Raw genomic sequence first — 13,480 nt, 5'->3', positions numbered from 1 at the left:
CTACCCCGCTGAACAGGTTGAGCTCTGCGAAACCTTGTCCAGACTATTAATAAAACAGCCCCCAGCTTACGCTGGGGGCTTTTTTTATGTCCGAAACAAACACCTTACTTCAGCAGCGGCTACGACCAAAGTCCAATTTCCCCTATTAACAATCCCACTTACATTTGTTAGCGACCCAAAAACAATAATGTTGAACAACTGGAGGGGACGTTATGGCATTCGAAAGCGAATCTCATGCCAAAGCGTATTGGAAAGAGAACCTCAGCTTGATGCTCAAGCTGTTAGTTGTATGGTTTATCGTTTCCTATGGCTTTGGAATTATACTGGTGGACGTGCTTAACGAAATTACTTTCTTTGGCTTTAAGCTGGGATTTTGGTTTGCACAGCAAGGCTCCATTCTGACTTTCATCGTGCTCATCTTCATTTATGTGAAGGGCATGGCCGCGTTAGATAACAAATATAATGTACACGAGGACTAAGGCGCTATGGATATTCAAACGCTCACCTTTATAATCGTCGGCCTGACCTTCGCGCTATACATTGGTATCGCAATTTGGTCACGTGCCGGCTCAACGAATGACTTTTATGTAGCAAGCGGTGGTGTTAACCCGGTAATGAACGGGATGGCCACAGCTGCTGACTGGATGTCAGCTGCTTCTTTTATCTCAATGGCGGGTATCGTAGCCTTCGCTGGTTATGATGGTTCTGTTTACCTAATGGGCTGGACAGGTGGTTATGTCTTATTGGCCATGTGCCTTGCTCCTTACCTACGCAAGTTTGGCAAATTCACTGTGCCGGACTTCATTGGCGACCGCTACTATTCACAAACCGCTCGTACTATCGCAGTAATCTGCGCTATCTTGATCTGCTTTACTTACATTGCAGGACAAATGCGTGGTGTCGGTGTTGTATTCTCCCGCTTTCTGGAAGTGGATATTGCAACGGGTGTTATTATTGGCGCAATCATCGTTTTCTTCTACACCGTACTCGGTGGTATGAAGGGAATCACGTACACACAGGTTGCACAATACGTTGTACTGATGTTTGCTTATGTTGTACCTGCTGTATTCATCTCACTATTAATGACGGATCATTTCTTGCCCCAAACTGGCTTTGGCGCAACCATAGCTCAAGACGTTCCGGGCGGAGGAAGTTACCTGCTTGACCGGCTCGATGGACTGTCTCAGGAACTTGGTTTTGCCGCATATACAGAAGGTATGCGTAGTAAAGTCGATGTGTTTTTCATCACAGCTGCATTAATGGTTGGTACTGCTGGTTTGCCTCACGTTATCGTGCGCTTCTTCACCGTACCTAAGGTACGCGATGCGCGTCGCTCTGCGTTCTGGGCTCTGACCTTTATTTCTGTGGTTTACTTAACAGCGCCTGCTATTGCTGCGTTTGCCAAGGTCAACATGTTCAATACTATCAACGGTCCTGAATTAACGGGTGTTGAATATGAAAACGCACCAAGCTGGATTAAAAACTGGGAAAAAACCGGTCTGATCACTTGGGAAGATAAGAACGATGACGGCAAAATGTTCTATTCAGGTGATGAGCGCAATGAAATGACTATTGACCGTGACATCATGGTTTTAGCTAACCCTGAGATTGCTGATTTGCCAGCCTGGGTCGTTGCACTTGTAGCTGCCGGTGGGGTAGCCGCTGCGCTCTCTACATCCGCAGGCTTGCTATTGGTTATTTCGACGTCAGTTTCGCATGACTTATTGAAACGAAATTTGGCACCGAATATCACGGATAGACAGGAGCTTTTCTACGCCCGACTCGCAGCTGCGGTCGCGATAATTATCTCGGTTTACTTCGGTATCTATCCGCCCGGCTTCGTGGCGCAGGTGGTCGCCTTCGCGTTCGGCTTAGCGGCAGCGAGCTTCTTCCCTGCGATCATCATGGGCGTATTCCATAAGCGTATGAACCGTGCAGGTGCAGTAGCTGGTATGGTTGTCGGTATACTGTTTACCTTCTGCTACATTGTTTACTTCAAGTTCGTCGCTCCGGAGTTAAATACTCAGGAAAACTGGTTATTCGGTATCTCACCGGAGGGTATTGGTACTTTAGGTATGATAATCAACTTTGTTGTTGCGGTTGTTGTGCATAAATTTACTGGTGACGCCCCGGAAGATATTCAGGAGCTGGTTGAGTCCATTCGTTATCCGAAAGGATCGGGTGAAGCTCAGTCTCACTAATGAATAACATAATACAGTTAAAGCCCAGCCCGAGTGCTGGGCTTTTTATTGACTAAGTTGTGTTAATACACAAAACTGAAGTCAGCTTTTCCACATTGAGGTCAGCTCATGGAAGTAAATGCATTTCTAAAAGATTGCCCTCCATTTGATACGTTATCTGAAGAGCAGAGAAGTTGGGCGGTATCTCAATTGCAGTCCGTTTATATGAATGAAGAAAACTGCAATGAAATTATGAAAGACATGCGACCTGCACTTTTTATAGTGCGCTCGGGAGTCTTTGATTTGCGAGGCGCTGATGGACGGTTAATTGAGCGCCTGGAAAATGGCGATCTCTTCGGCTATCCGTCGTTGTTATCGGGTCGAGAAGTAGTAAATAAACTTAAAACAATAGAGGATGGCATTGTTTACGTTTTGCCTCAGTCTGCCTTCGATCGTCTTCGTAATGTGTCGAAACCCTTCGAACAGTATTTCATCAGGGCGCATGGACAACGCTTGCTAACAGAGCAAAAAAGTGACGAAAATGATGAGCTTGACTGGAGTGAGCAAACGGTCGGTAATGTCGTAACAATGCCCCCCGTTAGCTTAACCAGTGACACCTCTGTACAGGAAGCGGCAAAGCTGATGTCCAGCAACGGGATATCCTCTGTGCTGGTTGTAGATGATACCCAGCTTGTGGGAATATTGACCGACAGAGATCTGAGAAACCGCGTTGTGGCAGAAGGCTTGCCGCTTGACGTTCGAGTTGCCGCAGTAATGACGCAATTACCTGAATCTGTTTATGAGAATCGCTCATTAATGGATGCGCTGACAACAATGACTTCCAGCAACATTCACCATCTGCCCGTGGTTAATGATCAAAATCAACCTGTAGGCATGGTGACCGCTACCGACCTAATCCGCCAGCAACGCAGTGATCCGGTGTTTCTCATCAGCGCCATTCGTAAAGCCGGTAGCAAAGAGCAGTTAGTAGAAGAGGCTAGAAAGCTTCCGGACTACCTGCAAACTTTTGCCAGTCGCGTAAAACAAACCTCAATACTGGGTCGTCTTATGGCGTCGGTTACCGACGGTATGACACGCCAGCTTATACAGTTGTACGAGCAAGAGAATGGCGCTGCACCGGCTGCATACAGTTGGCTCGCATTTGGCTCGCAAGGAAGGGAAGACCAGACGTTAAGTTCGGACCAGGACAATGGCCTGTTATTGAGTAACGGTTTAACCGACAAACAAAAGGATTGGTTTGCCGGTTTGGGGGAGTATGTTTGTGAGGGGCTCAATGAATGCGGTATCCCCTCATGCCCGGGCAATATTATGGCATCTAACCCTGATTGTCGCGGCACAATAGATGAGTGGAAAAAGCGTTTCACTAACTGGATAGAAAGTCCGACACCTAAGGCTTTGATGTACTGCCAGATATTTTTTGACAGTCGTCCGGTGGTGGGGCCCGGTAAGTTTTACCAAGAGTATCGTAAGCAAATAGCTGATTTAGCCAGGAATGAAATGTTTTTAGGAAACTTAGCGATTTTAGTCAATAAGATAAGTGTTCCGCTTGGGCTTTTTAATCGGTTGCGTACAGAGGACACGGATGATGGCGACACCATTGATATCAAGCGCTACGGGATTGCACTTATTAATGATATTGCCCGCATTTATTCTCTGCAGGCAGGGCTGACATCGCCGAGTACGCCCGCTCGACTAGCAGCTTTAAAAGGGAGTAAGCTGCTAAACCGACGCGATAACCAGTCGCTGCTGGAAGCCTGGGAATTTCTGACTCAACTGAGGTTGAATCATCAGCTAAAAGTTTGGGGAACAGATAAACCCAAAAACGCAATAGACCCGGATGAGTTAAGTACCTTATCAAGGCGCCAACTGAAAACCGCATTTAAGATAATTAAAGAAGCCCAACAGGGCGTAGGCTTAAAATTCAGTCGCCAGGGTTATTAGTTATGGCGCAATGGTTAGAGAGACTTGCTCATTGGTACGACCGCCGGCAAAAGCTAAAACGCCCCTGGCAAGAGTTGCGGTATGTTGCGCTGGATATTGAAAGTACCGGGCTGGATCCAAAGAAGCATCAAATATTGTCGATTGCGTGGATGACCATACACCCGCCAGTAATGCACTACGGCAATGCTCAATATCATGTTTTTGCTCACGGACAGGAGCTTGAATTAGGTCAAAGTCCGACTATCCACGGTTTAACCCAGCAAGACTTTCTGCATAGCTCGGAGCCCAGGCAAACGTTCGGTATGTTAAGTCGAGCTTTGAATGATGCCGTATTAGTTTGCCACCACAAAGGCATGGACTGGCGGTTTTTGAAGCATATTGAGGCGGAGTACGGCACACTTTTTAAACCGCTGGCAGTTTTCGACACTTTAGCTTTTGAAAAAAACAAACTTGAGCGGAATCCTCAGCAACCTATTCAAGGTGGCCAACTAACGCTGAGTGCGTGTCGAAAGCGTTATAACTTACCTGACTATCATGCTCACCACGCACTAACAGATACCCTCGCTTGTGCAGAGCTTTTTTTGGCGCAGTGTTACTCAAATGAGAACTCTAATAGGCCAGCAACCTCTTTATTAAAAAGAGCGGCTAATTAGGTATTTTAGATGTATTTAAAAACATGATACCGTGGGAATGTTACAAGGTGTTACAAAGTTTAATAAGATGTTTCACTGCGTAATATTGTAACTTTTGGAGATAATAAGTCTTAAAAACCCAGGGAAATACAATCATGAAAAATTCAATATTCAAAGTGAGTGTTGCAGCATCAGCTGTGGCTTTGACTTTAGGCAGTGCCGCACCGGCTCTTGCTGATGAGTCAAAAGGTTTTCTGCTTGGTAGTGCAGAAAACCAGGCTGGAGATGCAATTAATGATGTCCAAATTACCATAACGAATTTAGAAACAGGATTAACTCGTACCGTTACTACCAATGAAAACGGTAACTACCGCTTTCCTTTACTACCGCCCGGACAGTATTCTTTAAAAGCAACGAAGTCGGGTTACGGAGTGTTGGAAGAAGAAATGCTGCGTGTGCAAGTCGGTGGTCGTACCAATATCGATTTGACACTTGTTACTCAAGAACAAATGGAAACAATCCAGGTAACAGGCTCGGCTATTTCTTCTATTGACACTACATCGTCTGAATCTGAGCTCGTTATTGGCCAGGACTTTTTGAGCAAGGTTCCTGTCCCTCGTGATCTTTCTTCAGTTGCTTTGCTAGCACCGGGCACAACCCGCGGTGACTCAGCGTTTGGTAACCTGGCTTCCTTTGGTGGGGCGTCAGTGGGTGAAAACGTTTATTACGTCAATGGCTTGAACGTAACGAACTTCCGTAATGGACTTGGTGGTTCTGAGTTACCATTCGAAATGTACGAAACGTTTGAAGTAAAAACGGGTGGTTATTCTGCTGAATATGGACGCTCTACGGGTGGTGTCATAAACGCTACCACGAAATCCGGTTCGAATGAATTTAAAGCCGGAGCAAGTGCTTATTTTGAGCCATCTTCACTGCGTTCTGATAAACCAGATGTGATCCTGACTGACGAGGAGCAATTAGCCCGCAACGGTAGCCCTTACTATCAGTTAAATAGCAAAGATGAAATTGGTGAAAACAACTACAACGTTTGGGCAAGTGGCGCACTGGTCGAAGATAAATTGTTTTTCTTCGGTTTGGTTAACTTTAAAGATCGTGTAAGCGACTTTGCTACTGCAGGACAGTCCTACGAAAGAGATGCATCAGACGTTTTATTTGCTGGTAAATTAGACTGGTATATTACCCAAAACCATATTATCGAATTTACGGGTTGGGATAACTCAAGCGAACTGGAATCCAGTAAGTACGCTTACAATGCCGAGCAAGACGCGCAAGGTGAATTGTACGGTGATTACGTATTAGACCGCGGCGGGAAGTCATATGCGGCTCAATATACGGGTATTTTAACCGATGACTTAACGCTAAGTGTTTTATACGGCGTTAACGAAGCCACTTATACAAACCGTAACGCGAGCTCGGATACTGTTGCTATCTATGCAGACGGTTACTCTGGTCAGTTTACAAACTTTGGTTTAGCAACGCCTTCTGTTCAGGAAGATAAACGTACAGCTTATCGTGTTGATATCGATTGGTATGTCCACCCGGATCATACGATTCGTGCCGGTATTGACTATGAAGATATGGAAGCTTACGAAAAAACTGAGCGTGCTGGCGGTGTAGCTTACACTTACTATGGTTGTGACTCTTCAGGTTTCTCTGACGGTGATCTTGTCGGATGTACTTTGGTTGATGAAAACATTTACAGCAACGAAGGTAGCTTCGAGACTAAATCGAACGCATTTTACGTTCAGGATACTTGGTACGTAACAAACGACGTTGTTGCCCGCATTGGACTACGTAATGAGACATTTGAGAACTACAACAAAGCCGGTGAAAAGTTTGTTGATGTTTCTGATCAGTGGGCACCTCGCGTTGGTTTAAGCTGGGATATCAATGGTAATGGTGAGAGCAAGTTATTTGCTAACTATGGTCGTTACTTCTTGCCTGTAGCAACTAATACAAACGTTCGCCTTGCTGGTGACGAGTACTATGTTGTAAGCACCTATGAAGTTGCCGATATCAACGATGATAATACACCTGTCTTTGGTGACTTAGATGGCCGTTCTGTCTATGCTGACGGTACTTTGAAAGGCACTGGTGAAACAGTTAACGCTGATCTTGACCCTATGTACCAAGATGAATACATCCTGGGCTATGAAACCATGGTTTCTGAAAATTGGTCAGTAGGTGTTAAAGGTACGTATCGTGAGCTCGGCAGTTCGCTGGAAGATGTGGCGATCGATGCTGGCTTTAACGAATACCTGCAGGATGAGTTTGGTTCAGCTTGTACTATGTGTGCCAGTGGCTTCCACTATTATGTTCTTACCAACCCCGGTAATGACGTGACTATCACTACCGATCCGGATGGTGAGTCTGGTCCACTGGAAAATCAACAGTATACAATTCCGGGAAGCTACTTAGGCTACCCTGAATCTGAGCGTAAGTACGCAGCTGTTGATGTGACTGTTAAACGTCAGTTTGATGATAAATGGATGTTTGACGGTAGTTACACTTGGTCTCATAGTTGGGGAAATAACGAAGGTTTTGTTCGTTCAGATAATGGGCAGGATGATGCTGGACTGACAACGAACTTTGACCAACCAGGATTAACAGATGGTTCTTATGGTAACTTGCCAAATGACCGTCGTCATATGGTTAAGTTGCGCGGCTCATATGCACTTACAGATGCATTCAGCCTGGGAGCTAACTTTAGCTGGGAATCTGGTCGTCCGGTTAATGCCTTCGGTTACCACCCTACGGACACTTATGCTTCGCTGTACGGTGCTGAGTCTTTTGTTAAGGATGGCGAAATAGCGCCACGAGGTTCACAAGGTCGTACAGATAGCCAGTGGCGTTTAGACTTGACTGCTCGTTATAACATGATGATCGGTGATACGGATGTAACCTTCCGTGCAGATGTCTTCAATGTGTTTAACAATGACACTGCAACTGAGGTTAATGAAGTATCAGAACGTTTCGCAGGTTATGAAGCGGTTGATTATGGCTACGGTCTTATTGCCCGAGGCCAGGAAAATGAGCTTTACGGCTTGCCAACTAACTTCCAGACTCCACGCTATGTGCGTTTGAGTGCAGAAGTTAAGTTCTAAAGTAAAGCAATAGAACTGGAACGTTCAAGCCGGGAACTCTCTGATTCCCGGCTTTTTTGTCTGTCATTTATAATAGGGGAACACTGTGGAAGTTATGGCGTTTTTGTCGGATATTCAGGAGTCGATGAAAGCTCGACGGAGAACCGAAGCGGTTGAAAAAATTCGGCATGCAATAGAAAAGAAATCTCCTCTTAAAACGCATTGGTTAATGTTAGCTAAAATGAGTTTAGGGTTGCGGGAAGTTACTTTAGCCACTGAGTGTGTCGATATCATGCGACAACAGACGCAAAGAACAGTAACCAGCGATATTCAGCGAGCGGGGATATATGCAGAAGCGGGATACCTTCAGAGGGCACTGGCAACAGCGGAACCGTTAACTCTCCAGCAACCTGATAACCCCTCAATAATGCACCTATGTGGCACTGCCCGGGCACAATTGGGAGACTTTTCGCTAGCAGACCGGTATCTGCGAAAGGTTGTCGGGTTAGCTCCCCATCTAGGAATTAGTTGGTTAACTTTAGCGTCTTTTACTGATTTCTCAGAAGATATTGAGCTGTTTCAAGAGTTGCTGGATGTTGCTGATAAATATTCGGAAGATGATCCTATTAACTGGATGCATTATCACTACGCTTTAGGAAAAGCGTTAACCGATAGAGATCGTTTAGAAGACGCGGTTAAGGCCTACGAAAAAGGGGCTAAATTAATGGCTCAACAGTCTAAGTATAAGGCTGCATTTGATAAACGGTTTGTTACCGACTTACAAACTTATTTTAGCAAGCAGGGAATGAAGGCGGTACCTGAGTCTCGGGTTAAATATAACCGGGCGATTGCAATTCTTGGTTTACCAAGAAGCGGAACCACGCTTTTGGGCCAGATATTAAGTAATCATAGTGCAGTAGTCGGTGCCGGAGAAACGGGGGCGTTTGGACAGGCTTGTGCTCATTTGTCGCCACAGGACACCATGAACTTCCCTGCTTTTATGGGGCGCCACGGTGACGCTCAGGCAGGGATAGACATGATAACCGAAACTTACCAGTCACTTACCGACGTTCGTTATCCGGGCTCAGGTTACGTTGTCGATAAAAGTCTTAACTTGAATCGGCTGTTTGGTATTTGGGCGAAAGCGGTGCCACAAGGCAAAGCAATTTATATAAGGCGCAAACCTGAGCATATAGCATGGTCTTGTTACAAAACCGCGTTTCGTGGAGGTGCTGACTGGAGCTGGTCTAAAGAGTCGATTCAAACGTACATAGAGAACGAAATAAGTCTCCTGACTCACTGGGAGAAATGTTTCCCTGATCGCATATTAACCATAAGTTATGAGGATCTTGTAACAAAAACGAACAACGTTATGAATAGAGTGTATGAGCATATTGGACTGGAACCTGAAAAGTCTTCATATTCGCCTAAAGGAAGTCGCAATCCCGTTTTGACGTCCAGCCTGGGTCAGGTTAGTGCAGATGTTAATGATGAAAGCATCAAACGTGCGAAAGCGGCAGAACCTATTTTTAATACTGTATTTTAAAGCCTTTACAATCCTGAAACACATGTTAAACACGTTGAAACTATTGTTAATTTTCTTAATAAAAGAGGTTCAATAATAATCTATTAGGCTATTTTTTAGGCGAACGATTCCTGGGGTTAAAGAAAAGAACTGAACTCCTATTGAAATGAAATCCCTGCGGCGTTAAAAGGTTGTAACCGAAAACACGATGCACCTTCCAAAAACGATAAGTGCGTCGTCGGTTTCATGTTGCTTTCGCCAATCAAGCAACTAAAAAATAATGTTCCAGGGAGTAATTTCAATGAACAATAGTACTTTTCGTAAAAGCTTAACGGCTGCAGCTATTGCAACCACATTAGGCTTTCCGGCACTAGTTGCTGCGCAAGAAGCAGGAGCTAACGATGTCGAGCGTATTCAGGTAACGGGTTCGCGTATTAAACGCACCGACACTGAAACAGCAAGTCCAATCACAGTTTTTGATTCAGAAGCAATCGAAAACTCAGGCTTCACCAGCATGGAAAAGTTCATCCATAACATTCCTTCCATGAATGGTGGTTACAACGGCTCAAACACAAACAATGGCTCTGTTGGTTATGCTTCAGCTAACTTACGTGGTCTGGGTTCAGCTCGTACGCTGATTTTGATCAACGGCCGTCGTTACGCTTCAGGTGATTTAAACTCAATCCCGATGGCTTACATTGAGCGTGTTGAAGTATTACGTGACGGCGCATCAACCATTTATGGTTCTGATGCTATCGCCGGTGTAATCAACTTTATCACCAAGAAAGATTTCGAAGGTGCGGAGTTCTCAGCTCAGTACGACTTAACCGGTGAAGGCGACGGCGAAACGACTAAAGTTTCAGGTGTTATCGGCGCTACCAGCGACAAAGGCAACGTAACTTTAGCGCTTGAGTACCAAAACCGTAACCCTATCTGGCAGGGCGACCGCGACTTTTCTCGTTACCCTCTGAGTGAGTCAGGTGGCGAAATCGTACGTGGTGGCTCTTCAACTATTCCTTACGGTAACTGGTCTGCAGCTGATGAAGACTCTCAGTATAACTCAGGCAACGCAGGTACAAGCTTTGTCGTAGACCCTAACACTGGCGAAATTCGTCCGTATGATGGTCAGCAAGACGCTTACAACTTTGCTCCTGCAAGCTACATGGTGACTCCGCAGGACATCTTCTCAATTAATGCGTCTGCAAACTACGAGTTAACTCGTGACCTTTCAGCATTTATGGAAGGTGGTTTCACTAACCGTCAATCTGACCAGCTAATGGCTGCAGAAGGTACTTTCTGGGGACCAACAGTTGCTGGCGATCATCCTGACAACCCAATTGGTGAAGACCTTTACATCTACCGTCGTCTTGCCGAAACTGGCGGACGTTCATTTACTCAGGATTTCTCTGACTACCGCATGGTATTCGGACTGGAAGGTTACCTGGATAACGGTTGGTCATGGGACATCTCATACAACTACGCACGTTATGTTGACAGCCGCGTAGAGTATGGTCGTTCAAACCCAGAGCGTATCGGTAACTTGTTAGATCCAGAACTGTGTGACGCAGATGAAGAGTGCCCAGGCCTGTGGAACCCGTTCCAGGAAGGTACCTTCACGCAAGAATTCCAGGACTACGCAACAATTCCTAACTCGCCAGTTGATCGTGCGACGACAAAACAGTTAATGGCTAACTTAACTGGTGACACTGGTTCATTTGGCTTACCTGCAGGTCCAATTTCTTGGGCTGTCGGCGTTGAGAAGCGCTGGGAAGAATATCAGAACCAACCAGATGGCGGCGCAATCTTAGGCCAAATCTACAGCGTTGCAGCAGAGCCAACTGAAGGTTCTTACGACGTTCAGGAAGCTTACATGGAAATTAATGCTCCATTGTTAGCTGGTATGCCTGGCGTAGAGCGTCTTGACCTGTCTGCAGCAGTACGTCGTTCTGATTACGACTTCCTTGATGCACAAACGACCACTAAATTCGGCTTAGAATACGTACCAACTACAGGTACATTGGTCCGTGCAACCTTTGCTGAAGGCTTCCGCGCTCCAGGTATCGGTGACTTGTATTCACCACAAGTTGAGTCAAACATCAGCTACACAGATCCATGTATCGACTACGGTACAGGTAGCCAGAGCCAGACAGTTAAAGACAACTGTGCATCAGAAGGCTTACCGGGCGACTTCAGCCTGGACAACAACCAGTCTTCAACATTGGTTGGTGGTAACCCGGATCTGAAACCTGAAACCTCTGAAAGCTTCACTTTAGGTGTTGTTTATCAACCAGAGTTCATCGAGAACTTCAGCGTTGCAGTTGATTACTACGACATCGAAATTGAAGATGGTTTAGGTGCGCCAAGTACTTCCGCTATCATCTCTGAGTGTTACAACAGTGAAAACTTCTCAGCGAATTCTTGTGACCTGATTTTAGGTCCGGAAGCTGTAGGTCGTCCTGGTTACTCAGGTTCTGAGTTCCGTGACTCTCAAGGTTACATGGCTGGTATTCTTGCCGGTACTGCAAACATCTCAACCTTCACAACTTCAGGTTTTGACTTCGATGTGAAATGGGCAGCTGACCTGGGTGACGGCATGTTCAACCTGCGTGTTGACGGTACTGTACTCGATGAGTACAAATACCTGGCGCAAGAAGGTGCGGAAACTCTTGAGTTGGCTGGAAAATTCGGCGCAGACACCAACTTCGGTGGTCGTGTAGCGGCATTCCCAGAGTTGCGTACAAACCTGACTATGGGTTACCAAATTGGTGACTTCGACTGGAGCTGGATCACTCGCTACCAGGATGGCGTAACTGACATCAACTACGATGTGGATGATCTGTCAAGCGAAGTAGGAAGCTACGTATATCATGACGTACAGATGAACTACTTCTTCAGCGAAACAACCACCTTTACTCTTGGTGCGCGTAACGTGTTTGATAAGCAGCCTCCATACGTTACTAACAATAACGATATGAATACTTTGAACTCTTCTTATGACACTGCTGGTCAATACTGGTATGGTCGTATCAGCATGAAGTTCTAAGGCCTGACAACGTTAGTTGTTTAAAAACCCAGCTTCGGCTGGGTTTTTTTATGGCAGAATAAGAGAGTGTTATTATGATTCGGCTAAGACAAAACTAACAATAAGGGAAGGAAATGACGCAAAGTAATCCGTGGAGTTATTTTTGGCAAAAGGGTGCCAAGGCGAGTTTTTTAGATGACAGCTCACGTTTACCCGCTTACCAAATGCGAAAGTTTTGGTTTGAACGCATGGATGAAAACGACGTGAAACAGCCTATGGTGGACATCGGTACCGGTAATGGCATTGTTGTTCAATGGTTAAACGAGTATGCAAAAGAAAAAAGCAAGAAACTTGATGTGCAGGGCATCGACTCTGCTCAGCTGAACCCACCTGATACTGATCTAAAACTTCAGGGTGATACGCCTTACGAGAGTTTCCAGCTACCTTCAAATAAAAAAGTGGGCACCTTTGTTTCTCACTACGGGCTGGAATACGGCGATATGGCGGAGGGTTTGAAGAACCTTAATGCTCAGCTAAAACGTGGAGGCATGTTAATTGCGCTGGTTCACTCAAAAGAGTCTGTTATTTATAAGAAGAGTGAAGCAATTTATGACTTAATGCCTTCCGTGATTAAGCAACTTAAAAAATCAGTGGTGCCGCTTCAAGAGTCGTTACTGAAGTACGGCCCTAAAAACTTACCGCGTTCTGCTTTGCAGGCACAACAAATACTCAATCAGTTTGTTCGCAAGCATGAGCGCAATCCATCATTTCATGCCATGAATTTTGTGCCGGCGACTAAGCACCTGTTAAATGCGGCGGCAGAAGGTAAAGACGCAGAGTCGCGCCAGGTTCTTAACGGTTACATGGATTCATTAAATGCACACAAAGCACGAACCAAAACCCTACTGAAAGCAACTGAACAGTTAGGTGATATGGACGAAACTCAAAAGCAGTTTGAGGCTGCAGGCTTTAAAAAGGTTACAGTGCAGCAGGTACAGTTTCCTGAGAGTGGTGTGTTTGGGAATTGTGTCATTGCTTTTAAGTGAATCTCTTTG

At 45.5% G+C, this 13,480-nt stretch carries 8 protein-coding genes; all 8 read left to right on the top strand.

All coding sequences use genetic code 11. The features are described 5' to 3' along the window. The first annotated feature begins 212 nt into the window (after positions 1-212). The 8 genes from VBY75_RS05735 (at position 213) to VBY75_RS05700 (ending at position 13,471) form a co-directional block, all read left to right on the top strand. Positions 213-479, top strand: coding sequence for a DUF4212 domain-containing protein (locus tag VBY75_RS05735; RefSeq protein WP_054491183.1), 267 nt, complete (start codon positions 213-215; stop codon positions 477-479). A gap of 6 nt (positions 480-485) precedes the next feature. Continuing rightward, positions 486-2,201, top strand: a complete 1,716-nt coding sequence (locus tag VBY75_RS05730; RefSeq protein ID WP_199494990.1) for a sodium:solute symporter family protein — start codon at positions 486-488, stop codon at positions 2,199-2,201. Positions 2,202-2,309: 108 nt separating this feature from the next. After that, complete coding sequence (locus VBY75_RS05725; protein ID WP_278358289.1) at positions 2,310-4,142, top strand: DUF294 nucleotidyltransferase-like domain-containing protein; 1,833 nt, start codon at positions 2,310-2,312, stop codon at positions 4,140-4,142. Positions 4,143-4,144: 2 nt separating this feature from the next. Beyond that, the gene (locus VBY75_RS05720) at positions 4,145-4,795 is read left to right on the top strand and encodes a 3'-5' exonuclease (protein WP_416511463.1); all 651 of its coding nucleotides are present in this window, start codon (positions 4,145-4,147) and stop codon (positions 4,793-4,795) included. A 134-nt stretch (positions 4,796-4,929) separates the two neighbouring features. Beyond that, positions 4,930-7,899 carry a TonB-dependent receptor gene (locus VBY75_RS05715; RefSeq protein ID WP_199494993.1) on the top strand — a complete coding sequence of 990 codons (2,970 nt, stop codon included), beginning with the start codon at positions 4,930-4,932 and terminating at the stop codon, positions 7,897-7,899. Positions 7,900-7,993: 94 nt separating this feature from the next. Next, entirely contained in the window at positions 7,994-9,424 is a 1,431-nt protein-coding gene (locus VBY75_RS05710; protein ID WP_278358399.1) for a tetratricopeptide repeat-containing sulfotransferase family protein, read from the top strand. A gap of 280 nt (positions 9,425-9,704) precedes the next feature. After that, positions 9,705-12,446 (top strand): TonB-dependent receptor plug domain-containing protein, encoded by a 2,742-nt coding sequence (locus tag VBY75_RS05705; RefSeq protein ID WP_416511460.1) that lies wholly within the window; start codon positions 9,705-9,707, stop codon positions 12,444-12,446. A 113-nt stretch (positions 12,447-12,559) separates the two neighbouring features. Then, positions 12,560-13,471 carry an SAM-dependent methyltransferase gene (locus tag VBY75_RS05700; protein WP_416511458.1) on the top strand — a complete coding sequence of 304 codons (912 nt, stop codon included), beginning with the start codon at positions 12,560-12,562 and terminating at the stop codon, positions 13,469-13,471. The last annotated feature ends 9 nt before the right edge of the window (positions 13,472-13,480 follow it).

The organism is Idiomarina sp. HB, assembly GCF_048059115.1.
GTDB lineage: Bacteria > Pseudomonadota > Gammaproteobacteria > Enterobacterales > Alteromonadaceae > Idiomarina > Idiomarina abyssalis.
Note: the sequence above shows the minus strand (reverse complement) of the source record. Positions and strands in the feature narration are given on the sequence as shown.